Origin of the sequence: Actinosynnema sp. NPDC059797, assembly GCF_042732085.1 — a bacterium.
Classification (GTDB): domain Bacteria; phylum Actinomycetota; class Actinomycetes; order Mycobacteriales; family Pseudonocardiaceae; genus Actinosynnema.
On the sequence record NZ_JBHWIE010000045.1, the window covers coordinates 1 to 25755 of the forward strand.

At 72.6% G+C, this 25755-nt stretch carries 26 protein-coding genes and 1 tRNA gene; 15 read left to right on the top strand and 12 right to left on the bottom strand.

The window, feature by feature from the left end:
* Positions 1 to 529 precede the first annotated feature (529 nt).
* Positions 530 to 865: a hypothetical protein gene (locus ACFV4N_RS14545; RefSeq protein WP_499673001.1), complete on the top strand. Its 336-nt coding sequence runs from the start codon at positions 530 to 532 to the stop codon at positions 863 to 865.
* 83 nt (positions 866 to 948) lie between these two features.
* Here the strand turns inward: ACFV4N_RS14545 and ACFV4N_RS14550 are convergent, their stop codons facing one another.
* Positions 949 to 1695: an isoprenyl transferase gene (locus ACFV4N_RS14550; RefSeq protein ID WP_499673038.1), complete on the bottom strand. Its 747-nt coding sequence runs from the start codon at positions 1693 to 1695 to the stop codon at positions 949 to 951.
* 117 nt (positions 1696 to 1812) lie between these two features.
* Between ACFV4N_RS14550 and trhA the strand changes: the two genes are divergently transcribed.
* Both trhA and ACFV4N_RS14560 read left to right on the top strand, forming a co-directional pair.
* On the top strand, positions 1813 to 2490 hold the full coding sequence (gene trhA, locus ACFV4N_RS14555) for a PAQR family membrane homeostasis protein TrhA (protein ID WP_499673002.1): 678 nt from the start codon (positions 1813 to 1815) through the stop codon (positions 2488 to 2490).
* Positions 2487 to 2837 carry a hypothetical protein gene (locus ACFV4N_RS14560; RefSeq protein WP_499673003.1) on the top strand — a complete coding sequence of 117 codons (351 nt, stop codon included), beginning with the start codon at positions 2487 to 2489 and terminating at the stop codon, positions 2835 to 2837. The genes trhA and ACFV4N_RS14560 overlap by 4 nt, the downstream gene beginning before the upstream one ends.
* Before the next feature lie 7 nt (positions 2838 to 2844).
* On the opposite strand, the gene ACFV4N_RS14565 is transcribed toward ACFV4N_RS14560, so the two are convergent.
* From ACFV4N_RS14565 to mca, 5 genes are all read right to left on the bottom strand, one after another.
* Entirely contained in the window at positions 2845 to 3843 is a 999-nt protein-coding gene (locus ACFV4N_RS14565) for a M1 family metallopeptidase (protein ID WP_499673004.1), read from the bottom strand.
* 44 nt (positions 3844 to 3887) lie between these two features.
* Entirely contained in the window at positions 3888 to 4433 is a 546-nt protein-coding gene (abmR, locus tag ACFV4N_RS14570; RefSeq protein ID WP_499673005.1) for an ATP-binding transcription factor AbmR, read from the bottom strand.
* Positions 4434 to 4522: 89 nt separating this feature from the next.
* On the bottom strand, positions 4523 to 6493 hold the full coding sequence (locus ACFV4N_RS14575; protein ID WP_499673006.1) for a thioredoxin domain-containing protein: 1971 nt from the start codon (positions 6491 to 6493) through the stop codon (positions 4523 to 4525).
* Between the two features lie 52 nt (positions 6494 to 6545).
* Positions 6546 to 6836: a hypothetical protein gene (locus ACFV4N_RS14580; RefSeq protein WP_499673007.1), complete on the bottom strand. Its 291-nt coding sequence runs from the start codon at positions 6834 to 6836 to the stop codon at positions 6546 to 6548.
* A complete protein-coding gene (gene mca, locus ACFV4N_RS14585) occupies positions 6833 to 7714 on the bottom strand; it encodes a mycothiol conjugate amidase Mca (RefSeq protein WP_499673008.1) in 882 nt (293 codons plus the stop codon). Before mca ends, ACFV4N_RS14580 begins: the two co-directional genes overlap by 4 nt.
* 111 nt (positions 7715 to 7825) lie before the next feature.
* On the opposite strand from mca, the gene ACFV4N_RS14590 reads away from it, so the two are divergent.
* Positions 7826 to 8236 (top strand): DUF4307 domain-containing protein, encoded by a 411-nt coding sequence (locus tag ACFV4N_RS14590; RefSeq protein WP_499673009.1) that lies wholly within the window; start codon positions 7826 to 7828, stop codon positions 8234 to 8236.
* Between the two features lie 186 nt (positions 8237 to 8422).
* Entirely contained in the window at positions 8423 to 8917 is a 495-nt protein-coding gene (greA, locus tag ACFV4N_RS14595; RefSeq protein ID WP_344033717.1) for a transcription elongation factor GreA, read from the top strand.
* A 249-nt stretch (positions 8918 to 9166) separates the two neighbouring features.
* On the opposite strand, the gene ACFV4N_RS14600 is transcribed toward greA, so the two are convergent.
* Positions 9167 to 9661 (bottom strand): Lrp/AsnC family transcriptional regulator, encoded by a 495-nt coding sequence (locus ACFV4N_RS14600; RefSeq protein ID WP_499673010.1) that lies wholly within the window; start codon positions 9659 to 9661, stop codon positions 9167 to 9169.
* A gap of 75 nt (positions 9662 to 9736) precedes the next feature.
* Here ACFV4N_RS14600 and hppD point away from each other — a divergent pair, with 75 nt between their 5' ends.
* The 3 genes from hppD to ACFV4N_RS14615 all read left to right on the top strand — a co-directional run bounded on the left by hppD (position 9737) and on the right by ACFV4N_RS14615 (position 11739).
* Complete coding sequence (gene hppD, locus ACFV4N_RS14605) at positions 9737 to 10918, top strand: 4-hydroxyphenylpyruvate dioxygenase (RefSeq protein ID WP_499673011.1); 1182 nt, start codon at positions 9737 to 9739, stop codon at positions 10916 to 10918.
* Positions 10919 to 11177: 259 nt separating this feature from the next.
* The gene (locus ACFV4N_RS14610) at positions 11178 to 11411 is read left to right on the top strand and encodes a hypothetical protein (protein WP_499673012.1); all 234 of its coding nucleotides are present in this window, start codon (positions 11178 to 11180) and stop codon (positions 11409 to 11411) included.
* A gap of 58 nt (positions 11412 to 11469) precedes the next feature.
* On the top strand, positions 11470 to 11739 hold the full coding sequence (locus ACFV4N_RS14615; protein WP_499673013.1) for a DUF2277 domain-containing protein: 270 nt from the start codon (positions 11470 to 11472) through the stop codon (positions 11737 to 11739).
* 250 nt (positions 11740 to 11989) lie between these two features.
* Here the strand turns inward: ACFV4N_RS14615 and ACFV4N_RS14620 are convergent, their stop codons facing one another.
* The 3 genes from ACFV4N_RS14620 to ACFV4N_RS14630 form a co-directional block, all read right to left on the bottom strand.
* A complete protein-coding gene (locus ACFV4N_RS14620; RefSeq protein WP_499673014.1) occupies positions 11990 to 13141 on the bottom strand; it encodes a cystathionine gamma-synthase in 1152 nt (383 codons plus the stop codon).
* A gap of 87 nt (positions 13142 to 13228) precedes the next feature.
* Positions 13229 to 14317: an RDD family protein gene (locus ACFV4N_RS14625; RefSeq protein WP_499673015.1), complete on the bottom strand. Its 1089-nt coding sequence runs from the start codon at positions 14315 to 14317 to the stop codon at positions 13229 to 13231.
* A 105-nt stretch (positions 14318 to 14422) separates the two neighbouring features.
* Positions 14423 to 15793, bottom strand: coding sequence for a cystathionine beta-synthase (locus tag ACFV4N_RS14630; protein WP_499673016.1), 1371 nt, complete (start codon positions 15791 to 15793; stop codon positions 14423 to 14425).
* A gap of 187 nt (positions 15794 to 15980) precedes the next feature.
* On the opposite strand from ACFV4N_RS14630, the gene ACFV4N_RS14635 reads away from it, so the two are divergent.
* The gene (locus ACFV4N_RS14635; protein WP_499673017.1) at positions 15981 to 17201 is read left to right on the top strand and encodes an acetyl-CoA C-acetyltransferase; all 1221 of its coding nucleotides are present in this window, start codon (positions 15981 to 15983) and stop codon (positions 17199 to 17201) included.
* 270 nt (positions 17202 to 17471) lie between these two features.
* On the opposite strand, the gene ACFV4N_RS14640 is transcribed toward ACFV4N_RS14635, so the two are convergent.
* On the bottom strand, positions 17472 to 18275 hold the full coding sequence (locus ACFV4N_RS14640) for a Bax inhibitor-1/YccA family protein (protein WP_499673018.1): 804 nt from the start codon (positions 18273 to 18275) through the stop codon (positions 17472 to 17474).
* A gap of 244 nt (positions 18276 to 18519) precedes the next feature.
* On the opposite strand from ACFV4N_RS14640, the gene ACFV4N_RS14645 reads away from it, so the two are divergent.
* From ACFV4N_RS14645 to ACFV4N_RS14670, 6 genes are all read left to right on the top strand, one after another.
* The gene (locus tag ACFV4N_RS14645) at positions 18520 to 19953 is read left to right on the top strand and encodes an MSCRAMM family protein (RefSeq protein WP_499673019.1); all 1434 of its coding nucleotides are present in this window, start codon (positions 18520 to 18522) and stop codon (positions 19951 to 19953) included.
* On the top strand, positions 19950 to 20669 hold the full coding sequence (locus tag ACFV4N_RS14650; RefSeq protein ID WP_499673020.1) for a class F sortase: 720 nt from the start codon (positions 19950 to 19952) through the stop codon (positions 20667 to 20669). The genes ACFV4N_RS14645 and ACFV4N_RS14650 overlap by 4 nt, the downstream gene beginning before the upstream one ends.
* Before the next feature lie 37 nt (positions 20670 to 20706).
* A complete protein-coding gene (locus ACFV4N_RS14655; RefSeq protein WP_499673021.1) occupies positions 20707 to 21873 on the top strand; it encodes a polysaccharide deacetylase family protein in 1167 nt (388 codons plus the stop codon).
* Between the two features lie 62 nt (positions 21874 to 21935).
* Positions 21936 to 23216 (top strand): sensor histidine kinase, encoded by a 1281-nt coding sequence (locus ACFV4N_RS14660; protein ID WP_499673022.1) that lies wholly within the window; start codon positions 21936 to 21938, stop codon positions 23214 to 23216.
* A complete protein-coding gene (locus ACFV4N_RS14665) occupies positions 23168 to 23815 on the top strand; it encodes a LuxR C-terminal-related transcriptional regulator (protein ID WP_499673023.1) in 648 nt (215 codons plus the stop codon). The genes ACFV4N_RS14660 and ACFV4N_RS14665 overlap by 49 nt, the downstream gene beginning before the upstream one ends.
* A 54-nt stretch (positions 23816 to 23869) precedes the next feature.
* On the top strand, positions 23870 to 25501 hold the full coding sequence (locus ACFV4N_RS14670; RefSeq protein WP_499673024.1) for a DUF885 domain-containing protein: 1632 nt from the start codon (positions 23870 to 23872) through the stop codon (positions 25499 to 25501).
* Between the two features lie 96 nt (positions 25502 to 25597).
* On the opposite strand, the gene ACFV4N_RS14675 is transcribed toward ACFV4N_RS14670, so the two are convergent.
* A tRNA-Leu gene (locus tag ACFV4N_RS14675) sits at positions 25598 to 25671 on the bottom strand.
* Between the last annotated feature and the right edge of the window lie 84 nt (positions 25672 to 25755).

Consider the following 25755-nt stretch of genomic DNA (forward strand, 5'->3'; position numbering starts at 1 on the left):
CCGCGCACGTGCGCGGGCCACCGCCCCTTTCGCTTTCGCCGACCGGCCCGGGTGGCCTTTTCCCCGGTTCGACCTTTCACCCGTTGGACATTCGGGTGAAACCGTGATATCGATCACCGGCGCCCGGTTGACGACGGCCGGCCAAAACCTGCATTCCCGCATTCGGACACCACTCTTCCCGGCCACGGAACCGCTCACCGCTCCGGCCACCAGCCATTTCCGCACCACTGCGGGCACGGAGCGTGCCGAATGCCCGCGCTAATCACCCATCAGTGGGTAGCGCGGTCGAGAAATGCGTCTCCTCACGACGGCGCGAGTCGCGGGGGACGTAACCCTTACCCGGGGCGACATAGCCGACAAACGAACCGAAAAATAGTTCACACGATGGTGTAATCAGACTGGCATCAGCGCCGCAGCCGGGTAAATTATCGCTGCGAGGGCATCACAGCCTGAGCCGCCAGATTCCCCGGAATGCTCGACAGGGATTACGGGGGTCACCACAAAATCCCACCAGAGGAGTGTGTTCCACATGTTGAAGAAGGCAGGCGTCGTCGCCATGGCCGCTGCCGGGCTCATGATGCTGGGCTCCCCGGCCTTCGCGACCCCCAGCCACGGTCACGGCCACGACCACGACGGCGGCAGCAACACCGCCATCGGTGAGCTGAACTCTTACTACGAGGAGGGCGAGGGCGGCGACATCGCCGACCAGTTCGGCCTCATCAACTTCGGCAACGACTCCGACCTGCTGAGCAACCTCAACGTCTGCCAGCTCGAGGTCAACGTCATCGCGGTGCCGATCCTGTCGCACAACGACGAGAACCTCTGCCTCAACAGCGACAACGACGACAACGACGACAACGGCTGAGCCATCGGCCCAGTTCGGCGTTCGAGTCGCTAAAGGCGGCGCCCCGCACCGGGGTGCCGCCTTTCGGCGTTCCCGGGTCCCGCTCAGGAACCGAACCGGCGGTGGCGCAGGGCGTAGTCGCGCAGGGCGCGCAGGAAGTCGGTGCGGCGGAACTCCGGCCAGTACGCCTCGCAGAACCAGAACTCCGAGTGCGCCGACTGCCACAGCATGAACCCGGACAGCCGCTGCTCCCCCGAGGTCCGGATGAGCAGGTCGGGGTCCGGCTGGCCGGAGGTGTAGAGGTGCTCGGCGATGTGGTCGACGTCGAGGACCTCGGCCAGCTCCTCGATCGTGCCGCCGGACTCGGCGTGCTCCAGCAGCAGCTTGCGCACCGCGTCGGCGATCTCCTGCCGGCCGCCGTAGCCGACCGCGACGTTGACCTCCAGGCCGGTGCGGGACCGGGTGCGCAGCGCCGCGGCGGACAGCCGGGCGGCGGTCTCGGTGGGCAGCAGGTCGAGCGCGCCGACGTGCCGGATGCGCCACGGGTTCCCGGGCTCGGCCAGCTCGTCGACGATGTCGGCGATGATGTCGAGCAGCGGCTCCAGCTCCTCGCGCGGGCGGTCGAGGTTGTCGGTGGACAGCAGCCACAGCGTCACCACCTCGACCTCGGCCTCGCGGCACCAGCTCAGCAGCTCCAGGATCTTGCGCGCGCCGGCGCGGTGGCCGTGGGCGACGTCGGTGAAACCCGCCTCCTTGGCCCAGCGGCGGTTGCCGTCGAGCACCACGCCGACGTGGCGTGGTCGCTGCTTGCCGTCGAGCCACCGGTTCAGCCGGTACTCGTAGACCGGCAGGAGGAGCTTGTCCTTGATGCGCTCGCGAAGACCCACGCCGCAAGAGCGTACGCCGGGTGGGACCGGTCACGCCGACGCATGGTGCCGGGCAACTTAGGGTCCCGTAACCTCGGTCGGGTGACCACGTCGACGCTCCCGGAGCCCCCGGCCCCCGCACTGCGGCCGCGTCTGCGCGGCTGGCTCCACCTCTGGTCCTTCGCCGTGTCGCTGGTGGCGGGCGCGGCGCTGATCACCCTGGCCGCCACCACCGCGTCCGCCAAGGCGACGCTGGCGACGTCCGTGTACGCGGCGACGGTGCTCGGCCTGTTCGGCGTGAGCGCCCTGTACCACCGGGTCAACTGGGTCAGCGTGCGCGCGCGGACGTGGATGAAGCGCCTCGACCACTCCATGATCTTCGTGTTCATCGCGGGCACCTACACGCCGTTCGCGCTGCTGGCGATGGAGCCGTCCACGGGCAACGTGGTGCTGACCGTGGTGTGGGTCGGCGCGCTGTGCGGCGTGACGCTCAAGCTGGCCTGGCCGCACGCGCCGCGGTGGCTGGGCGTGCCGATCTACATCGCGCTGGGCTGGGTGGCCGTGTTCGTGCTGCCGGACCTGCTGCACCACGTGGGCGTGGGCGCGCTGGTCCTGCTCCTGGCGGGCGGCCTGCTCTACACGGTGGGCGCCGTCTTCTACGCCACCCGCTGGCCGAACCCGTGGCCGAGCGTCTTCGGCTACCACGAGTTCTTCCACGCGGCGACGGTGCTGGCGGCGATCTGCCACTACGTCGCGGTCTGGTTCGCGATCTACGCATGACCACGCCGGCGCACACGACCTCCGTCACGGGCCGGGCCGTGCGGTGGGTCGACGACGAGTACCCCGGCTGGGTCGAGGTCCAGCTCACCGACGCGCACGGCGTGGTGTGGAGCCTGGTCGACAAGGCGCCCGTGTTCGACGACGAGGACCGCCTGCGCCCGACCACCGCCTACCCCGTCGAGGTGCAGGTGGGGTGCGAGGTCGTCGGCCGGGGCCGGCTGGACGACGGCACCGAGGTGCTGACCGTGTCGACGCGGCTGCCGTGGGGCATCGAGGCCGTGGGCGGGCGCACCGAGTTCCTGGTGGACGTGCACCAGGTGACCGCGGACCGGGGGGCCGAGGTCTAGTCGGGGGTCAGGTCCAGCGGGCCTGGAACCCGTCCGCCCCGACGTGGCCGTGGGCGTGCTCGGCGAACACCGCCCGCAGCCCGCGCAGCAGGCCCTCCCGGCCGACGCGGGCCTCGACCTCCAGCACCCGGTCCAGGTACGGCTTGTAGGGGCGGTCGGGCGGCGGCGGGTCGCCCCAGGTGTCGTCACCGGGCCGCTCGACCTCGGCGAACAGCCTGCTCAGGTACACCGCCAGGCCCTCGACCAGCCAGGTCTCGGTGCCGACCAGGTTGCCCGACCACTGGTGCGCGACCTCGTGGGCGATCACGGTCGTCGCGTACCGGGGGTCGGCGAACCGGTCCAGCGCGCCCTCGTCGAACACGATCAGGCCCTGCGTGGACAGCGCCAGCAGCGACAGGTCGTGCACGAACACCAGCTCACACTTCGGGTACGGGTTGGGCGCGATCAGGTCGGCGAAGAACGCGGTCGAGCGGACCACCAGGTCGGCCACCCGCGTGCCGTCCACGCCGGCCCGCGACCTGGGCACGTGCACCGAGGGCGCGACCTCGACGAACGGCCCGGCCGCCAGCGCCACCCACGCCGGCTCGGTCGGCGCCGTGGGCGCGAAGGTGCGGACCTCGCCCCCGTCGACCAGGGGCAGCCCGTTGGCCAGGCACTTCCACGCGGGCGGCACGACGGCGGTCAGCGTGACGGGCGCGCGCCGCTGGTGGTCGGGGAAGTGGCCGAGGCAGCGCGGCGTGCCGTGCGGGTTGGGCGCGGCGTACAGGTAGACCTGGCCGTCGACCGGGTCGGTGACGCGGCGGAACCCCGGCCTCGCGTACGGGAACAGCGCCTCGACGCGCAGCCCGCCGTCCTCGCGCTGCGGCGGGACGAGCACCTCGCCGAACACCTCGACCGGCTCGGGCTCGCCCCGGAACCGCAGCGTGGTGCGACCGCGCACCCCGTCCGCCGCCGGGTCCAGCCGCCACGTCAGGTCGTACGCCTCCACCTCGACCAAGGCGATCACCCCTTGATCCACACTACGGGAAGCGGGCCGCCCGGCGCCGGGTGTCACGCCAGGTCGGGGCCCTGCCGGCGGAGGTCGTCGACCTTGGTCATGGCCTCGCGCAGCTCGGCCAGCCAGGTGTCGGCGTGCTCGCCGACCAGCCGCACGGCCCACGCCAGCGCCTCCGACCTCGACCGCGCCACGCCCGCCGCGACCAGGGTGTCGAGCACCTTGCGCTCGGGCTGCCGCAGCCGCGTCATGACCGGCGCCGACAGCGTGGTGAACAGCTCCTCGGTGCCGCCGAGCCGGGCGCCCCAGGCGACCTTGCGCCGGTAGCGGTGCTCGGCCTGCCGGGCGATGCCGATGCGCTCGTCGCGCGTCTGCTCGCGGAACCGGGCGATCCGGCCCGCCTCGGCCGCCGCGCGCTCGGCGTCGTCGGCGAACCCGCCCTCCAGCGGCGGGAGCGTGCCGACCACCACGATCTCCTCGCGGTCCACCTCCACCACCGGGGCCCCGGTGAACCACCCGTCCGGCAGCCGCCCGGCGAACCAGGCCGCCGCGTCGTCCGCCGGCGGCTGGTCGGCCTCCCTCTGCGCCCAGGCACGTCTCATCGCACACCACCTTGATTACAGAATTACAGTGATGCAGACGCTACGCCTGTATCGCCGGTCCTCGAGCCCGGTTCGCTGTGGGAGGACGGTCAGCGCGCCCGGGAGTCGAGGGCCTCGGCCAGCTCGGCCGCCGTGGTGACCGGGCGGTCGCACACGAAGCCCCGGCACACGTAGGCCGCGGGGCCGCCGGCCACCAGCGGCCGGTCCTCCAGCAGCGGCGCGGAGCCGGGTTCGCCGGCCACCACCACGCCGCCGCCGTGCACGCCGGCCCGCGCCGTGGCGACCAGCTCTGCCGACCCGCCCACCACCGCGACCTGCACCGGGCCCAGGGCCAGCGCCTCGGCCGTGCTCAGCCAGTGCCCGGCGAACCGGGGTTCCCGGGCGGCCAGCAGGCCGGCCCGCTCGACGGCCGCCTCCGCCGCCTCCCGGTAGCCCGTCGGCCCGCCCAGCACGGACGCCGTGACCAGCGCGGACGCCAGCGAGGACGCCCCGGACGGGGTGGCGTTGTCCGAGGGGTCCGACGGCCGCTGCACCAGGCTCTCGGCGTCGGCGGCGGTGTCGTGGTAGACGCCCGGCTCCTCGCCCGCGAACCGCGCCAACGCGCTGTCCAGCAGCTCGCACGCGGCGGTCAGCCAGCGCCGCTCACCGGTCGCCTGGTGCAGGGCGAGCAGGCCCTCGGCGAAGCAGCCGTGGTCCTCCAGCACGCCCGCCGCCGGGCCCGCGACCCCGTGGCGGGACGTGCGCAGCAGCCGACCGCCGACCAGGTGCACGCGCAGCACCAGCTCGGCGGCCCGGGCGGCGGCCTCGACCCAGCGCGGTTCGCCGAGCAGCGCGCCCGCCTCGGCCAGGGCCGTGATCGCCAGGCCGTTCCACGCGGTGACGACCTTGTCGTCCCGGGCGGGCTGCGGCCTGCGCCCGCGCGCTTCGAGCAGCCGGGCGGCCAGGTCCGGGTCCGGGTCGCCGAGCAGCCGCAGCGTCGACGTGCCGTGCTCGAACGTGCCCTCGTCCGTGACGCCGTACAGCTCGGCGGCGCGCACCCCGTCCGCCGGGCCCAGCACCTCGACCAGCTGGGCGGGGGTCCACACGTACGTGGCGCCCTCGACGCCGTCGGTGTCGGCGTCCAGCGAGGCGGCGAACCCGCCCTCGGGCGTGCCCAGGTCGCGGAGCAGGAACTCGGCCGTCTCCCGGGCGACCCGCGCGTACCGGTGCTCGGCGGTGCGCCTGGCCAGGTGGGTGTAGGCGCGCAGCAGCAGGGCGTTGTCGTAGAGCATCTTCTCGAAGTGCGGCACCACCCACGCGGCGTCCACGGCGTACCGCGCGAAACCGCCCGCGAGCTGGTCGTACAGGCCGCCGGACGCCATCGCGCCGCACGTCGCGCGCGCCATCGACAGCGCCTCGACCGACCCGGTGCGCTCGTGGTGGCGCAGCAGGAACTCCAGCACCATCGACGGCGGGAACTTGGGCGCGCCGCCGAACCCGCCGTTGGCCCGGTCGAAGTGCCCGAGCAGCGACACGACCGCGCCGGCCAGCACGTCGTCGTCGACGGTGGCGCCGGGCAGCGGCTTGAACTCCAGCTGCCGGACGATCCCGGCGGCCGACCGGGTGACCTCGTCGCGCTGCTCGCGCCAGGCGCGCGCGATGGCCTCCAGCACCTGCCGGAACGACGGCATCCCGCGGACGGGGCGCGGCGGGTAGTAGGTGCCCGCGTAGAACGGCTCGCCGCCGGGGGTGAGGAAGCACGTCATCGGCCACCCGCCGTGCCCGCTCATGGCCTGGGTGACGGCCATGTAGACCGCGTCCACGTCCGGGCGCTCCTCGCGGTCGACCTTGACGCTGACGAAGTGCTCGTTCAGGAAGGCCGCGGTGCCCTCGTCCTCGAACGACTCGTGCGCCATCACGTGGCACCAGTGGCAGGCGGCGTAGCCGACGCTCAGCAGCACCGGCACGTCGCGCTCCCGGGCCTCCGCGAACGCCTCGGGCGACCACTCCCACCAGTCCACCGGGTTCTCGGCGTGCTGGAGCAGGTAGGGGCTGGTCGAGGACGCGAGCCGGTTCGTCATGCACCCACGGTAGTGCGGGCCCGGCCGCGCGTCCTGTCAGTCCACAGTGGACTCAGGAGGGCTGGTCGCCCCCGGTCTTGTCCTTCGCCCCGCTGCCGTTCTTGACCCCGTCCTCGGCGGGCTCGGGGTCGTCGAACGAGGCGGGCACCCGCCTGAGGTGCTTGTTCATCGACTTGACCAGGAAGAACACCGCGATCAGGAACAGCACGAGCAGCAGCAGCCCGAGGGGCGAGGACTTGCCGAAGTCCTCCTGCTGCCCACCGGGGTCCTTCTCGGTCGACGGCTGCTGCGCCAGCACCAGCGCCGTGGTCTGCTCCAGGGGGATCGGAGCCAGGGGGGTCACGCGGTCACCTTCTCGTGGATGCCGGCGAACAGGTCGTCCTCCGGCAGGGTGCTGTCGACCAGCGACCTGGCCAACTCGTACTCCTCGGTCGGCCACACCTCGCGCTGCATCTCCAGCGGCACCGCGAACCAGCGGCTCTCCGGGTCGATCTGGGTCGCGTGCGCCTTCAGGGCCTCGTCGCGCACCGGGAACCAGTCGGCGCACTCGACGCGGGTCGTGACGCGCTCCATCACGTCCGGGCGATCCTCGCCCCAGCCCGCGAGCCACTCCGCGTACGGGGACTCCAGGCCGGCCGCGAGCAGCGCCTCGTGGAACGCCAGCAGCTTCGCGCGGGAGAAGCCGTGGGAGTAGTAGAGCTTGAGCGGCTGCCACGGCTCGCCCAGCTCGGGGTAGCGGTCCGGGTCGCCCGCGGCCTCGAAGGCGGCGACCGAGACCTCGTGGCAGCGGATGTGGTCGGGGTGCGGGTAGCCGCCGTTCTCGTCGTACGTGATGATCACGTGCGGGCGGAACTCGCGGATGACCTCCACGAGCGGCGGGGTCGACTCCTCCAGCGGCGTCAGCGCGAAGCAGCCCTCCGGCAGCGGGGGCAGCGGGTCGCCCTCGGGCAGGCCCGAGTCGACGAAGCCGAGCCAGCGGTGTTGGACGCCCAGGATCTCCGCGGCCCGCGCCATCTCCTCGCGGCGGATCGCGGCCATGTTCTCCAGCACGTCCGGCCGGTCCATGGCGGGGTTCAGGATGCTGCCCGCCTCCCCGCCGGTGCAGGTGACGACCATCACCTCGTGCCCCTCGGCCACGTAGCGGGCCATCGTGGCGGCACCCTTGCTCGACTCGTCGTCGGGGTGCGCGTGCACCGCCATCAGGCGCAGCTTCTCAACCATGACGGTGGTGCTCCTCCTCAGGACCTGCCGAACGGGGCCGATCGAACCCCTGCGACACTCAACGCGGTCGCGAGCGGCCATTGTTCCCCACGGGCAGGAAGGCGTTGGCAAGTGGCACTGCCGGAAGGTCGGTACGGCAAGCCGCGCCGCCCCGCGCCCGCGTGGGCCCGCTGGTCACTCGCCGTGATCGCGGTGCTGGTCGGCGCCGTCGTCGCCTGGGTCGGTTACCGGAACCTGGGCACGAAGCCCGTCGAGGCGAAGCAGACGGCGTTCGAGGTGCTGGGCGACAGCTCGGTGGAGATCACTTTCGAGGTGGTCCGGCAGACGCCGGAACAAGCCGTCGTGTGCATCGTGCGAGCACGCTCCGAAGACGGCGACGAGGCCGGGCGGCGCGAGGTGCTGGTGCCCGCCGGCGCCGACACCGTGCGCGAGACGACGGTGTTGAAGACGTCGAAACCACCCGTCACCGGAGAGGTGTTCGGGTGCTCTTATCAGGTTCCGGAGTACCTGTCCACGAGGTAGCGGCCAAGCGGGTGATCTGCGGGTTTACCCGCCGGTTCGGGGAACAAAACGCCGTACTGGAACGTTCTCGTCGTGTTACTCTGGCCTTTCAGCACGGCCCCGACGCGGGCCGTGTTTTTCCGTTCCGGGTTGGTGCACCCGGGAACTGCCAGCCCACCCGTGGGCCTGGAGCAAGACGAGGAGTTGGTGACCGTGAGCGACACTGAGGTGACCTGGCTGACCCAGGAGGCCTACGACCGGCTCAAGGCTGAGCTGGACGAGATGATCGAGAACCGCCCGGTCATCGCCGCGGAGATCAACGCCCGTCGTGAGGAGGGCGACCTCCGCGAGAACGGCGGGTACCACGCGGCCCGCGAGGAGCAGGGCAAGCAGGAGGCCCGGATCCGGCAGCTCCAGGAGCTGCTGCGCGTCGCCAAGGTGGGTGAAGCTCCTAAGGTGAACGGAGTCGCCGCCCCCGGCATGGTGCTCACCGTGCGTTACGAAGGCGACGACGAGACCGAGGAGTTCCTGCTCGCCACGCGTGAAGAGGGCGCGCACGGCGCCCTGGAGGTCTACTCCCCCTCGTCCCCCCTGGGCAAGGCGTTGCTCGGCGCGAAGGACGGCGAGACGCGGGAGTACGAGCTGCCCAACGGCAGCACGATGAAGGTGACGCTCATCAAGGCCGTGCCCTACTCCGGCTGACCGAGCCAGACGCGCGAAGGGGCGGCCAACCCGGGTTGGCCGCCCCTTCCCACGCGCAAGTCCTCCACTCCGACACCGCGAGTCGTACGCTCCGGTCGCGCGAGTCGTACGTCCAAGCCGGTCGAGTCGTACGTCCAGAACACGCGAGTCGTACGTTCACGACCCGCGAGTCATGCGTTCCGGTCCCGCGAGTCATGCGTTCGGAACCGGCGAGTCATGCGTTCAGGCCGGGTGAGTCATGCGTTCCGGCTAACGGATCCGTTCGAGCAAGGGCCGCACGCGGGGCGGCACGGGCGTGGACAGCGCGATCGACGTCGACAGCCGCTGCACGCCCGGCACGTCCACGATCGAGTCGATCACCCGCTGGAGGTCGGCGTTCGACCGCGCCACCAGGCGCGCGAACAGGTCGCCCTGGCCGGTGGTCGCGTGCACCTCGCACACCTCGTTGATCGCGGCCAGCCCGTCGCACACCTCCTGCCGCCTGCCCTGCGCGATCTCCAGCACGGCGAACGCCGTCAGCCCGTACCCCATCGCGGCCAGGTCCAGCGCCGGCGGGAACCCGGTCAGCACGCCCCGCGCCACCAGCCGGTCCAGCCGCGCCTGCACCGTGCCCCGCGCCACGCCCAGCCGCCGCGAGCACTCCAGCACGCCCAGCCGGGGCTCGTCGGTGAGCAGCAGCAACAGCCGGGCGTCGAGACCGTCCACGACCTGGTCAGAGTGTTCAACTTGCGCGTCGGAAGCCATGGGCAACTGTACAACCTGACCAGCAAAACAAGAGACTGTTGCTCACCCTGCCCAGGCCGCCACATCCTGTGAGGCATGACGCAGCAGCTTGACGACGTGAGCTACGACCAGCTCCGCCAACTCGTGGGCTTGGTCGACTACGACGGGACGCGGGACCCGTTCCCCGTCCGCTCCATGGACGCCGTGGTCTTCGTGGTCGGCAACGCGACCCAGACCGCCTGGTTCTACCAGGTCGCCTTCGGCATGCAGCTCGTCGCGTACGCCGGTCCGGAGACGGGGCAGCGGGACCACAAGTCCTTCGTCCTGAAGTCGGGCTCGGCGCGGTTCGTGATCAACGGCGGCGTGGCGCCGGACAGCCCGCTGCTCGACCACCACCGCAGGCACGGTGACGGCGTCGTCGACCTCGCGCTGGAGGTCGGGGACGTCGACAGGTGCGTGGAGCACGCGCGGTCCCAGGGCGCCACCGTCCTGGAGGAGCCGCACGACGTGAGCGACGAGCACGGCACCGTCCGGCTCGCCGCCATCGCGACCTACGGCGAGACCCGCCACACCCTGGTCGACCGGTCCCGCTACACCGGCCCCTACCTGCCCGGTTACGTGGCCAAGGAGAGCACGGTCGTCCGACCCGAGGGCGCGCCGAAGCGGTTGTTCCAGGCGGTCGACCACTGCGTGGGCAACGTCGAACTCGGCAAGATGGACTACTGGGTCGAGTGGTACAACCGCGTCATGGGCTTCGTGAACATGGCGGAGTTCATCGGCGACGACATCGCCACCGACTACTCGGCCCTGATGAGCAAGGTCGTCTCCAACGGCAACCACCGGGTGAAGTTCCCGCTCAACGAGCCGGCGCTCGCGAAGAAGAAGTCGCAGATCGACGAGTACCTGGAGTTCTACGAGGGCGCGGGCGTGCAGCACATCGCGCTCGCGACCAACGACATCGTGGCCACGCTGAAGGCGATGCGCGCGGCCGGCGTCGAGTTCCTGGAGACGCCCGACTCGTACTACGACGACCCGGAGCTGCGGGCGCGCATCGGCGAGGTGCGCGTGCCGATCGAGGTGCTCAAGGAGCACCGCATCCTGGTCGACCGGGACGAGGACGGCTACCTGCTCCAGATCTTCACCAAGCCGATCGGCGACCGGCCGACCGTGTTCTACGAGCTGATCGAGCGGCACGGGTCGCTGGGCTTCGGCAAGGGCAACTTCAAGGCCCTGTTCGAGGCGATCGAGCGGGAGCAGGAGCGCCGCGGCAACCTGTAGGGGCGACCTGCGGCCGTGACCTGCGGCGACGTCCTGCGGCGGCGGGCGGCGCGGCAGGTGGTGCGGCGGGCGGCGCGGCGAACGTCGCGGCGTCGGGAACCGTCGCGGCGACCTCCGACGTTGATCCGGCAACGGGCCGGTCCGGGCACCCCCGGGCCGGCCCTTTCCTGTCGGCGAGCTGACGATGCCCTGACCGGTGTGCCGGGACCGGTACTCTCGGTGCGGGGGTATCTCACACGGCATTGACCTGGAGGGTGGCATGGCGCTCGCGGTACGGGTCACCGCGGTGCTCCCGCTCGTCGGAGCGGTGGCCACGGCCGCGGCGCTGACGGGCGCGGCTTTCTTCACCGTGACCCACGCCGGCTGCGCGGAGACCGGCCGGTTCGTGGAGCGCGGGGGCGTGGTGGAGTTCGAGGGCGGTTGCGTGGACGGGCAGGACCTGCCCGCCGTGCCGCCGCAGGTGGAGAACGCGCGGTACGACGTCAAACCCTGACCGGGGCGGTCTTCGCGACACCGTGTCCGGCGCGGGGTTCTTCCGCGATAGTGGACCCATGTGTCGCAACATCAGGGTGCTCCACAACTTCGAACCGCCCGCCACCGACGACGAGGTGCGCGCGGCGGCCGTGCAGTACGTGCGCAAGGTCAGCGGCTCGACCAACCCGTCGGCGGTGAACCAGGAGGCGTTCGACGCGGCGGTCGAGGCGATCGCCGAGGCGACCCGCACCCTCCTGGACTCGCTGGTCACCAAGGCCGCGCCGCGCGACCGCGAGGTGGAGGCCGCCAAGGCGAAGGAACGCGCCGCCGCCCGCTACGCCCGCTGACCCCGCGCGTGTCCTCCACTCGGGCATCGCGCGTCCTCCACTCGGACACCGCGAGTCGACCGTTCACGCACCCGCGGCTGCCTCGCCCAGGAGTCCTGGACGTGGAACTCGGGGGTCCTGAACGCATGACACGCCCGGCCGGAACGCATGACTCGCGGGTCGTGAACGTACGACTCGCCCGGCCGGAACGTACGACTCACGGTGTCTGAGCGTACGACTCGCGGTGTCCGGGTGGAGGACACGCGGAGGGTCAGGACAGGGCCTCGTGCAGGTCGGCCACCAGGTCCTCGGGGGACTCGATGCCCACGGAGAGGCGGATCAGGTCGGACGGGACCTGGAGCAGGGAGCCGGCCGTGCTGGCGTGCGTCATCCGGCCCGGGTGCTCGATCAGGGACTCCACGCCGCCCAGCGACTCGGCCAGGGTGAACAGGCGGGTGCGGGAGCACACGTCCAGGGCCGCCTGCTCGCCGCCCTCGACGGTGAAGGAGATCATGCCGCCGAAGCGGCGCATCTGCTTGGCCGCGACCTCGTGGCCCGGGTGGTCCGGCAGGCCCGGGTAGAGGACCCGGGTCACCTTCGGGTGCCGCAGCAGGGCCTCGGCGACCTTCTCGGCGTTGTCCGAGTGCTTCTCCATGCGGACCTCGAGGGTCTTGAGGCCGCGCAGCGTCAGCCACGCGTCGAACGGCCCCGGCACCGCGCCCGCGCCGTTCTGGAGGAACCCGAACGCCGCGTCCAGCTCGGTGTCCGAGGTGATCAGCGCGCCGCCGACCACGTCGGAGTGCCCGCCCACGTACTTGGTGGTCGAGTGCAGCACCACGTCCGCGCCCAGCTCCAGCGGGTTCTGGAGGTACGGCGAGGCGAACGTGTTGTCCACGACCAGCTTCGCGCCCGCCGTGTGCGCCACCTCCGCCAGCACCGCGATGTCGGCGATGTTCAGCAGCGGGTTGGTCGGCGTCTCGATCCACACCACCTTGGTGTTCGGCCGGATCGCCGCGCGCACCGCGTCCGGGTCCGACACCGCCGCCGGCGTGTGCTCGACGCCCCAGTGCGACAGCACCTTGTCGATCAGCCGGAACGTGCCGCCGTACGCGTCGTTCGGGATGACGACGTGGTCGCCGGGCCGGCACATCGCCCGCAGGGCCGTGTCGGTGGCGCCCATGCCGGAGGCGAACGCGCGCCCGTGCCGCCCGCCTTCGAGCGCCGCCAGGCACTGCTCCAGCGCGGTCCGGGTGGGGTTGCCGGTGCGGGAGTACTCGAAGCCGCCGCGCAGCCCGCCCACGCCGTCCTGCGCGTAGGTCGAGGTGGCGTGGATCGGCACGATGACCGAGCCCGTCGTCGGGTCGGGGTCCTGCCCGGCGTGGATGGCCCTGGTCGCGAAGCCGTGGTGGCCGCTGTCCGTCATGGACCTAGGTTACGGCCGTGGAGAAAACAACCGCCCATCGGTTGAGACCGATGGGCGGTTGGGATGAAGCGGGGGTGGACGACCCGGTCACCACTGCTGCGGCGGCTGCTGACCGTAAGGGTTCTGCTGCTGCGGCTGGCCGTAACCGGGCTGCTGGCCGTAGGGCTGCTGCTGCTGGCCGTAGCCGCCCGCGCCCGGGTACCCGCCCGGCGCGGCGGTGGCCGGCGCGTTCACCACGACGGTGCCGAGGATCTTGTCGGCCCACGTCTGCTTCTTCGCCTCCCACAGGGGCGCGAACCAGCCCGCGTAGCACGGCAGCGAGTCCACGAAGTGGCACAGGTGGCGGACGAAGGCGTTGCCGAAGCCGATCGGCTGCCCCGTCTCCTCCTTGACCAGCTTGACCTTGGCGACCTTCTTGCCCATCGACTGGCCGGTGGTGCCGGCCAGGTACCACGAGTTGTAGATCATGAACCCGAGGTAGGCCACGTAGCCGACGGTCGAGAGGATGAACGCCAGCGTCGGGTCGCCGGTGGCCGCGCCGATGCCGGCGAGGACGCCGACCGCGAGGGCGGGCGCGACGTAGTCGATCAGCGCGCCGACCGCGCGGCTGCCCCACTCCGCGTAACCACCCGCGGGCGCCGGGTAGCCGGCGGGCTGGCCGTACGCCGGGGGCTGGCCGTAGCCGGGCTGCTGGGCGTACCCGGGCTGCTGGCCGTACGGGTTGGACTGCTGCTGGCCGTAGCCGGGCTGCTGCCCGTACGCCGGGGGCTGGCCGTAGGGCTGCGGCTGCTGGCCGTACTGCTGCTGCCCGTACTGCGGCTGCTGCCCGTACGGGGGCGGCTGCTGCGCCGGGAACCCGCCGGAGGCCGACGGCGGCTGCTGCGCCGGGAAGCCGCCGGACGCCGACGGCGGCTGCCCGTACGCCGGGGGCTGGCCGTACGACGGCGGCTGCGCGGTGGCGCCCGGCGTCACGACCTGCGTGGCGTCGGGGTTGGCCGCGGGCTGCGCGCCGGACGACGGGACGACCTGGGTCGCCTCGGAAGGGGGGAACGCAGGGGGCTGACCGCCGCTCGGCACGACCTGGGTCGCGTCGGCGCCGGGGGGTTGGGCACCCTGTCCCTGCTCCTGGTTTTGACCGCCGAACTGCTGGTTTCCTGGCGGCTGTGGAGCGTTCATCGGAGTTTCCAACCCCCTTGGCACGGGCCGTACGCGTATCGAGTCGGTGGCCCACGCTAGCGGATCGCCCCGCGCCGGCCACCGGCAACCGGTCAACGTGCCCGGTTAACGACCTGCGAGGAAGCCCAGCACGTCCTGCCGCGTCACCACGCCGGCGGGCTTGCCGTCCTCCAGCACCAGCGCGCCGTCCGCCGAGGACAGCGCCTGCATGACCGAGCCGATCGACTCGCCCGCGCCGATGGTCGGCAGCTTGGTCGACATGTGCCTGTCGAGCCGGTCGGTGAGCTGCGCCTTGCCGGTGAACAGCGCGTCGAGCAGGTCCCGCTCGTTGACCGCGCCCGCGACCTCGGCGGCCATCACCGGCGGCTCGGCGTTGACCACGGGCATCTGGGACACGCCGTACTCGCGCATGATCGCCACGGCCTCGGCGACGGTCTCGTTGGGGTGGCCGTGCACCAGGTCGGGCATGGTGCCGTCCTTGCGCCGCAGCACGTCCCCGACGGTCGCGCCGGCGGCGTCCGGCGACAGGAAGCCGTACTGCGCCATCCACTTGTCGTTGAACACGCTGGACAGGTAGCCGCGCCCGCCGTCGGGCAGCAGCACCACGACCACGTCGTCCGGGCCGGCCTTCTCCGCCACGCGCAGCGCCGCCGCGACGGCCATCCCGCACGACCCGCCGACCAGCAGGCCCTCCTCGCGGGCCAGCCGCCGGGTCAGCTCGAACGACTCGCCGTCGGACACCGCGATGATCTCGTCGCAGACGTCCCGGTCGTAGGCCTCGGGCCAGAAGTCCTCGCCCACGCCCTCCACCAGGTACGGCCGGCCGGTGCCGCCGGAGTAGACCGAGCCCTCGGGGTCCGCGCCGATGATCTTCACGCGCCCCTCCGAGACCTCCTTGAGGTACCGGCCGGTGCCGGAGATCGTGCCGCCGGTGCCGACGCCCGCGACGAAGTGCGTGATCCGGCCGCCGGTCTGCCGCCACAGCTCGGGACCGGTGCCGTGGTAGTGGCTGGCCGGGTTCTCCGGGTTGGCGTACTGGTTGGGCTTCCACGCGCCGGGGATCTCGGCGACGAGCCGGTCGGAGACGTTGTAGTAGGAGTCGGGGTGCTCGGGCGGCACGGCGGTCGGGCACACCACGACCTCGGCGCCGTAGGCCTTGAGGACGTTGCGCTTGTCCACCGAGACCTTGTCCGGGCACACGAAGACGCACTTGTAGCCCTTGCGCTGGGCCACGAGCGCCAGGCCGACGCCGGTGTTGCCGGAGGTGGGCTCGACGATCGTGCCGCCGGGCTTGAGCTCGCCGCTGCGCTCGGCCGCCTCGACCATGCGCAGCGCGATGCGGTCCTTCACGCTGCCGCCGGGGTTGAGGTACTCCACCTTCGCCAGCACGAGCGGCTGGAGCCCTTCGGTGACGGAGTTCAACTTCACCAGTGGGGTGTTGCCGACCAGGTCGACGACGCTCTCGACGTACTCCACGACGGCCCTTCCACTTCTTGGGATGACCTGCTGAGCGTATATGGCGGCGCCGGCAGGCGCGGGCGTGAACGAGGGGCGGCCCGCCGTACCCGCCGGGCGGCGTTCTCCGTCACGAGTGGTGGCCGCGCTGAACAAGCGTTAACTAGGCTGCACGTCACACGTTGCGGCGAAACAAAGGAGTTCCGTAATGCCGGAAGCCGTGATCGTCTCCGCCGCCCGGTCCCCCATCGGGCGCGCGGGCAAGGGATCGCTCAAGGACGTGCGCGCCGACGACCTCACCGTGCAGGTGCTGGGGGCCGCGCTGGCGAAGGTGCCGCAGCTCGACCCCCGCGACATCGACGACCTCATGCTCGGCTGCGGCCTGCCGGGCGGTGAGCAGGGCTTCAACATGGCGCGCGTGGTGGCCGTGCTGGCCGGGCACGACGAGCTGCCGGGCACGACGGTCACCAGGTACTGCGCGTCCAGCCTCCAGACGACGCGGATGGCGCTGCACGCCATCAAGGCGGGCGAGGGCGACGTGTTCATCAGCGCGGGCGTGGAGACGGTGTCCAGCTTCGCGCGCGGCTCCTCCGACTCGTGGCCGGACACCCACAACCCGCTGTTCGCCGACGCCGAGGCGCGCACGGCCGCCGTGGCCGCGTCCGGCGCGGCGGAGTGGGTGGACCCGCGCTCGTCGGGCGCGCTGCCCGACATCTACGTCGCCATGGGGCAGACGGCGGAGAACCTGGCGCTGGTCAAGGGCGTGACGCGGGAGGAGATGGACGAGTTCGGCGTGCGGTCGCAGAACCTCGCCGAGAAGGCCATCGCCGACGGCTTCTGGGCCCGCGAGATCACCCCGGTCACGCTGCCGGACGGCACCGTGGTGTCGGCCGACGACGGGCCGCGCGCGGGCGTGACGCTGGAGGGCGTGGCCGGGCTCAAGCCGGTGTTCCGCCCGGACGGCCGGGTGACCGCCGGCAACTGCTGCCCGCTGAACGACGGCGCGGCGGCGCTGGTGATCATGAGCGACACCAAGGCGAAGGAGCTGGGGATCACGCCGCTGGCGCGCGTGGTGTCCACCGGCGTGTCGGGCCTGTCCCCCGAGATCATGGGGCTCGGGCCGGTGGAGGCGTCCCGGCGGGCGCTGGCGCTGGCCGGGATGTCGATCGGGGACATCGACCTGGTCGAGATCAACGAGGCGTTCGCCGCGCAGGTCATCCCGTCCTACCGCGACCTGGGCATCGACCTCGACAAGCTCAACGTCAACGGCGGGGCGATCGCGGTCGGGCACCCGTTCGGCATGACCGGGGCCCGGATCACCACGACGCTGATCAACTCGCTCCAGTTCCACGACAAGCAGTTCGGGCTGGAGACCATGTGCGTGGGCGGCGGCCAGGGCATGGCGATGGTGATCGAGCGGCTGAGCTGAGCGGGGTGCCGGGACCCCTGGGCGGTGAACTCGGGGGTCCCGGGCGTACGACTCGCGCGGTCTGGACGTACGGCTCGCGAGGTCTGGACGTACGACTCGCGCGGTCCGAACGTACGACTCGCGGGGTCTGGACGTACGACTCACGAGGTCTGGGCGTACGACTCGCCGGGGCTGGGTGCATGACACGCGAGGTCTGGGTGCATGACACGCTGGGAACAAGGCGAGGGGCGCCCTGGCCGGTGGCCTGGGCGCCCCTCGTGGTGCGGTGGGTCAGTCGCCGCTCTGGAAGTAGGAGAGCAGGCGGAGGATCTCCAGGTAGAGCCAGACCAGCGTGGTCATCAGGCCGAAGGCGGCCCACCAGGCCCACTTGGCCGGGACGCCGGAGCGGATCATCTCGTTGGCGGCCTCGAAGTCCAGCAGGAAGCTGAACGCGGCGATGCCGATCACGACGAGGCTGAACACGATCGCCAGGGGGCTGCCGTCGCGCAGGCCCAGGTTCACGCCGAACAGGCTCATCAGCAGGTTGCCGAGCATGAGCACGACCACGCCGACGGTCGCGCCGATGATCCACTTGGTCAGGCGCGGGGTGACGCGGATCGCACCGGTCTTGTAGACCACGAGCATCGCGGCGAAGACGCCGAACGTGCCCAGGATCGCCTGCCAGGCGATACCGGGGAAGATCGCCTCGAAGACACCCGTGATGCCGCCGAGGAACAAGCCCTCGGCCGCCGCGTAGGTCAGCACCAGCGGCGCGCTCGGGGTGCGCTTGAAGATGATGACCAACGACACGACCAGGCCGACGATCAGGCCCGGCAGCACCAGCGTCATCGGCGCGACGGAGCCGGACAGGACCAGGAACGCCGAGATGAAGCCGGTGACCAGGGTCAGGCCGAGCGTCATCGCGGTCTTGGTGACCACGTCGTCGATGGTGATGGGGCGCTCACCCGTGGTGGGCGGCGCGCCCTGGTAGCCGCCGTACTGCTGTGCCTCGTGCGGCTGCCCGAAGCCTGCGTAATTGCCGTAACCGCCGCCTGTCGGCAGGTTGCGGAACGCGGGGTTGCTGCTGGTACGCACCTCGTCCTCCTGTGGCGTTCCTACGCCGTCACGGGGTCCAACGACCACACGAGTCGATTCGTTCCCGTCGGGTAAAAGCGACTTTACCCGGGCCGTCGATCCAGGATCCACGGCCCGCCTGCGGAGGGTAGCCGCCGCTCCACCCCGCTGGGGGCTTGCCGAGGTGATCCAACACCCGAAAGGCTGCTCCCGGCAGCTCGTGCAGATCATGCGGACGCGCCACCAAGAGGGGTTGCAGACGACTATGTTGAGACGACTCGCCGGCGTGGCGCTGACCGCCGGCCTGGCCGCGTTCGCCGTTCCCGTCGTGGCGGACGCCCAGCCCGTCCAGGCGTCCCGGACCATCGGGCACGCGACCGCCGCCCAGGGCTACGTGGGCAAGGACCCCGCCGACCCGGACAACACCGACTGGCTCGGGGCCTACGACTGGGACGGCCAACGCGTGTGGTGCGTGCAGTACTCGCTGTACGCGCCGCGCAGCGACCAGAAGTACGTCGACGGCGACGTGCTGCGGTCCAAGGGCGGCGTGCCGCTGTCCGCCGAGGTCGCGGCGAACATCTCCTACCTCCTGCTGCGCTACGGCAACACCACGTCGAACGACGAGGCCGCCGCGCTGGCGCACCTGCTGCACGCGTGGACCTCCTACCCGGACCCCGCGAACGGCGTGCACCTGAGCAAGGACGTCGGCTTCACCGCGGTCGCCTACGACGAGGCGTTCCACGCCGACGAGCTGGCCCGGAAGTTCCCGGCCGCGCGCGAGGCGGTCGACCGGCTCCGCGCCGACGCCGAGGCCAACCGCGGCCCGTGGACGACCAAGGTGACCGCGCCGGACAAGGAGCAGTTCATCGGCACCGCCGGCACCTGGCTCGTGGACGTCAACAAGACCGGCGGCGGCCAGGTCACCGGCCTCCCGGTGACCCTGGAGCTGACCGACGCGACGCTGAAGGACGGCTCCGCCAACGGGAAGCTGAGCACGCCGACCGACGGCAGCGCGCTCGGCGTCGAGGTCGTGCCGACCGGCCCGAACCCGACCGTCACGGTGAAGCTGGCGAGCCCGGCCGCGCAGCCGAAGGTGCGCGTGCCCGAGGGGCGCAACGACATGCAGCGCGTCGTCGCCACGGGCGGCGAGCAGGAGCTGACCGCCACCGCGTCCGCCACCGCCAAGACCCCGCCGGGCGCGGTCCAGGTGGCCAAGACCGACGAGGAGACCGGCAAGGCCGTCGCGGGCACCGCGCTCAAGGTCACCGCGGCGGACGGCAAGACGCCCGCCAAGCGGCAGGACGACACCGACCTCACCGGCCCCGAGGGGCAGCCGATCGTGCTCCAGACCGGCGCCGACGGCCTGGCCACCGTGCCCGACCTGCGCACGCCGCAGGAGATCTGCGTCGTCGAGGTGGCGCCGGCCAAGGGCTACGAGGAGCACTTCGACCCGAACGCGCCGCCCAGGGCGTGCGGGAAGGTCGAACCGGGGCAGACCCTGGCGCTCGCGCTGACCAACAAGCCGAACAAGCCGATCGTGCCCATCACCATCCCGGCGGGCTCCGGCGAGCTGGTGGCCAAGGCGTCGTACACGTCCGAGCCCCGGACGGGCGCGCTCGTCGGCTTCGGCGGCGTGGCGCTGCTCGGCGCGGCCCTGGTGGGCCTGCTGGTCCGGCGGAGGGCGACCGCGCGCTCGTGAGAGGTCCGCTGGCTGACGCACTCCTGACCGGCGCGGCGGTGGCGGCCCTGCTCGCCTCCGCCGCGCTCGTCGCGACCCGCGGCGAGCCCGTCGTGCTGGCGGGCCTCGCCGAACCGGCCGAGGCGGGCGTGCCGCACCCGCTGGGCGACAGCGCGCGGGACGGCCGGCTCCCGGCCGGGATGCCCGCCGGGGCGAACGCGCCCGCGTCGCCGCCGCCCCCGTCACCACCCGCCACGACCACCACCGCGACCACCCCGCCACCCGCGCCGGCCGGGCAGCGACCCGGCACGGTCAAGCTGCCGCGGGGCGGCCTGGCCACCCTGGTCCGCGCCGAGGTCTCCGCCGACGGCGTGCTGCCGGTGCCCGAGGGCGTCGGCGAGGCGACCTGGTGGGGCGTCGAGCTGGGCGCGGCCGAGGGCGCCACCGTGCTGGCCGGGCACGTGAACTGGCGCGGCGCCACCGGCCCGTTCGACGAGCTGTGGCGGGCGTCGGTCGGCCAGGCCGTCACCGTGGTCGACACCGCGGGCAAGGCGTTCGAGTACCGGGTCGGCGCGGTCGAGGCGGTCCGCAAGGACGACCTGCCGAACCGCGCGGTCGAGCTGTTCGGCCCGCGCGGCGGCCACCGCCTGGTGCTGGTGACCTGCGGCGGCCGGTGGGTCGGCGGCGACACCGGCTACGAGGAGAACCAGGTGGTCACCGCCACACCGGTGACGTAAAGGCAACCTCCGGCTACGCCCGGTCGTCCTGGTGGGTGTGAGGCGATGGGGCTTGGCGAGCACGGGCGTCGCGCTGGCGCTCACCCTGGCGGTCCTGGCCGTGATGGGCGCCCGGGATCCCGGGCCCACCGACGACGTGGGCGACCTGGCCTCCCCCCTGCCGATGGCGCCCCGCGCGACCACCGGCAGCAGCGCCGCCGCCGCACCGCCGCCGACCGTGCCGATGCCCGCGAACCCGCCCGCGTGGATGCGCCGCGTGCAGCCCGGCGAGAAGCCGCCCCAGTTCGTGCTCTTCTCCTTCGACGGCGCCGCGTCCAAGCCGCACTGGGACCGGATCATGCCGCTGAGCCGGGAGGTGAACGCGCACGTCACCGGCCTGCTGTCGGGCGTGTACCTGATCGCCGACCAGGACGGGGCGAGCTACACCGGGCCGGGTCACCTGCCCGGGTACTCCTCGATCGGGTTCGGCGGCAGCCGCGCGGACGTGGAGCTGCGGATCGACTACCTCAACGACGCCCTCGCCGCGGGCCACGAGCTCGGCACCCACTACAACGGCCACTACTGCCAGGGCGACGAGCCCAGCGTGGGCCGGTGGACCACCGAGCAGTGGGACCGGGAGCTGGACCAGTTCTTCGCCGTCGTCGAGCGGGCGCGGGAGAAGGGCTTCCAGCTCGACCCGGCCACCGTGCGCGGCGGCCGCACGCCGTGCCTGGAGGGCGACTGGGGCCAGGCGTTCCCGGCGATGAAGGGCCACGGCCTGGTCTACGACACCAGCCACGTGAGCCTGGGCGTGGTGTGGCCGTCGGTGCGGGACGGGCTGTGGGAGTTCCCCATGCCGGAGGTGCGCGTGCCCGCCCTGGGCCGGCAGGTCGTGATGATGGACTACAACCTCTGGTACGCGCTCAACGGCGCCGAGGAGGAGCCGGCGCGGGCCGACGACTTCAAGCAGGTCGTGCTGGACACCTACCGCTCGGTCTACCAGGCGGCGTTCAACGGCAACCGCGCGCCGGTGGTGGTGGGCAACCACTTCAACGAGTGGGCCGGCGGCGCGTTCAGCCGGGCCGTGGAGGAGTTCATGCGGGAGGTGTGCGCGCGGCCGGAGACGGTGTGCGCCACCTACACCGAGGTGATCCAGTGGATGCAGCTCCAGGACCCGGGCCTGCTGGAGCAGCTGCGGCGGATGCCGGCCGCGATGAACGACTGACCCCGCGATCGGGGGGTTAGACCTACCGACGCAGGCGGGGCCGGCCGGGAGAATCGCGGTCCATGACGGACCACGAACTGGTGCGCCGGATCCGCGCGCGGCTGGTGCGGGCGTCCCTGGGGCTCGCCCGCGTCCCGCCGGCCCTGGCGGGGCTGCCGCTGATCCCGCCGCTGCTGGTCTCCTACCCGCTGGTCCTGGTGACCGTCGGCGTGCCGCTCCTGCTGCTGCTGACCGCGCTGGTCCGCCGCTACGCCGACGCCCACCGCCGCTGGGCCGGGCGCGTGCTGGGCGCCGAGGTGCCCTCGCCGTACCGGCGGCCCGCCAACCGGGGCCCGATGACCCGCGTGCGCACCGTCGCCACCGACCCGGCGACGTGGCGGGACCTGGCGTTCCTGCCGGTCAACGCGGTGGTCGGGCTCGCCTGCGGCGTGCTGCCGACCGCGCTGTGGCTGTTCGGCGCGTTCGGGTTCGTCGTCCCGCTGGCGTGGCTGGACCACGCGCGGGAGGTCCGGTACGCGTTCGTCGACATCGACACGCCGCTGAACTTCGTGCTCGCGCCCGCGCTGGGCCTGGGCTTCCTGGCGCTGGCCTGGTGGGCCACGCCCCGGGCCGAGCGCCTGCACGCCGTCGCGGTCCGCCGGCTGCTCGCGCCGAGCGCCCGCGCCGCGCTGACCGACCGGGTCCGGGTGCTGGCGGGCACGCGGGCCGACGCGGTGGACGCGCAGGCCGCCGAGCTGCGGCGGATCGAGCGCGACCTGCACGACGGCGCGCAGGCGCGGCTGGTCTCGCTGGGCATGAGCCTGGGCCTGGCCGAGGAGCTGATGTCGCGGGACCCGGAGGCCGCGAGGGCGCTGCTGGCGGAGGCGCGCGAGTCGTCGTCGCTGGCGCTGGCCGAGCTGCGCGGCCTGGTGCGCGGCATCCACCCGCCGGTGCTGGCCGACCGGGGCCTGGAGGGCGCGCTGCGGGCGCTGGCGCTGGCCAACCCGCTGCCGGTGGCGGTCGACCTGGAGCTGGACGGGCGGCCGGAGGCGCCGGTGGAGTCGGCCGCCTACTTCGCGGTGGCCGAGGCGCTGGCCAACGCGGCCAAGCACAGCGGCGCGACCGGCGCGTGGGTGCGGGTGCGGCACGAGGGGGGCGCGCTCGCCCTCATGATCGGGGACGATGGGCGGGGCGGGGCGGAGCCAGTCGACGGTGGCGGCCTGCGCGGGATCGAGCGCAGGCTGGCCGCCTTCGACGGCACGCTCGGCGTCGCGAGCCCGGTGGGCGGGCCGACCGTCGTGACCATGGAGCTGCCGTGCGCGTTGTCCTCGGTGAAGACCTCGTCCTCCTCCGGGACGGCCTGATCCGACTCCTGCGGGCGTACGACTTCGACGTCGTCGAGGCGGTCGACTCCGGCCCCGACCTGCTGCGGGCCCTGCTCGACCACCGGCCGGACGTGGCCGTGGTCGACGTGCGGCTGCCGCCGACGTTCACCGACGAGGGGCTGCGGGCCGCGATCGAGGCCCGCGCGCGGGTGCCCGGCCTGCCGGTGCTGGTGCTGTCGCAGTACGTCGAGCAGCTGTACGCGCGGGAGCTGCTGTCCGACCGCGCGGGCGGCGTGGGCTACCTGCTCAAGGACCGCGTGTCGGACGTGCGGCGGTTCGTGGACGCGGTCCGGCGGGTGGCCGCGGGCGGCACCGCGATGGACCCGGAGGTCATCACCCAGCTGCTCGTGCGCGGCGAGCGGGACCGGCCGCTGGCCACGTTGACGCCGCGCGAGCGGGAAGTGCTCGCGCTGATGGCGGAGGGCCGTTCGAACGGCGCGATCGCCACCCGGCTGTTCGTGACCGAGAAAGCGGTGGGCAAACACATCGCGAACATCTTCGGCAAGTTGGACCTGCCGTTGTCGGGGGACGACAACCGGCGGGTGCGCGCGGTGCTCACCTATTTGGACGCCGTGTAAATCGTTTCTCAGGCTAAGTACCATCTGGTTCAACGACGAACGCGGAGGGTGTCCATGGGTACGACGGCGGAGTTGGCCGACGAACTGCTCGACGTGGTTCTCCGGCACTCACCGGTCGGCGCGTCCGTCCTCGGCGTGCCCGGTTACGACCACCTGCTCCCCGACCACCGGCCCGAGGTCGAGCGATCGCTGCGCGCGGAGGCCGCGGGGATCGCGGAGCGGGCCCGCGCGCTGCCCGACGACGACGACCCGGTGACCCGGGCCGTGATCGCGCAGCAGGCCGAGGCGCTGATCGACTGGATCGACACGCGCGGCGTCGAGTACACGATCACCGACACGTTCATGGGGGCGGTCGGGGAGGTCATGGCCGTCCTGCCGATGACCGTCCCGAACGGCCCCGGGGGCGAGCAGGCCTACCTGGACCGGCTCGCCGCCGTCCCCGCGTTCCTGCGCACGGTCGCCGAGCGGCACCTGGACGGCGTCGGCGCGGGCCGCACGCCGGTCCGGCGCCTGGTCGCCAACGCCGTGGCGCACCTGGACCGCTACCTGGCCGCCGACGAGGACCCGCTGGCCAGGCCGTCCGGCGGCGAGGCGTTCACCGCCGAGCGCGACCGGCTGCTGGCCGAGGTCGTGCGGCCCGCGTTCGCCCGCTACCGGGACGTCGTCGCGGGCATCGAGGGCCGGCCCGACGACCGGGTCGGAGTGGGCGCGCTGCCGGGCGGCGAGGAGGTCTACGCCGCGCTGGCCCGCTTCCACACCACCACCTCCCGCACCCCCGAGGAGCTGCACCGGACCGGCCTGGACCTGATCGCCGGGCTGGCCGACGAGTACGCCGAGGTGGGGCGGCGGGTGTTCGGCACGTCCGACGTGGCCGAGGTGTTCCACCGGATGCGCACCGACCCGGCGCTGCGCTGGGACTCGGCGGACGAGCTGCTCACCGCCGCCCGCGAGGCCGTGGCCCGCGCCGAGGAGGCCGCGCCGCGCTGGTTCGGCAGGCTGCCGGAGCGGCGCTGCCGGGTCGAGCCGGTGCCCGAGGCCGACGCGCCCGGCCAGCCCATGGCGTTCTACGCGCCGCCGTCGCTGGACGGCCTGCGCCCCGGCACGTACTTCGCCAACACCCACCGGGTCCGGGAGCGGTTCCGCTACCAGTCCGAGGCCACCGCGTTCCACGAGGCGGTGCCGGGGCACCACTTCCAGTTCAGCCTGGCCCAGGGCCTGACCGAGCTGCCGGCCCTGCGCCGGTACGCCCAGGTCACCGCCTACTCGGAGGGCTGGGGCCTCTACACCGAGCGGCTGGCCGAGGAGATGGGCCTGTACTCCTCGGACGTGGCGCGGCTGGGCATGCTGGCGCTGGACTCGATGCGCGCCGGGCGGCTGGTGGTGGACACCGGGATGCACGCGCACGGCTGGAGCCGGCAGCGGGCGGTCGACTACCTGGTCGAGCACACGCCGCTGGCCCCCGTGGAGATCGAGAGCGAGGTCGACCGGTACATCGCCGCGCCCGGCCAGGCGCTGGCGTACATGGTGGGCCGGCTGGAGATCCAGCGGCTGCGGTCGGCGGCCGAGCGGGCGCTGGGCGACCGGTTCGACGTCCGGGACTTCCACGACCTGCTGCTGGGCGGCGGCCCGCTGCCGCTGGCCGTGCTCGACGAGGTGGTCACCGGGTGGGTGGGCCGGCGGTCCTGACGTGGGCGGGGGACTCCGGGGCGGGGTCCCCCCACGCACGCGCGCCAGGCCCTTGATCACCCGGCAGGAGGGTGAAACCACGAACGGCGCAGGACGTGCCCCCGACGGGATTCGAACCCGTACTGTGACTCTTTTAAGGAGCCTGCCTCTTCCGATTGGGCTACGGGGGCAGCGGGGAGCTTAAGCCGTTACCGAGCGTTCGTGGGGCAGGTTCGATAGAAGTCCCCCGCACGGCTCAATGCGATCCGCTATTG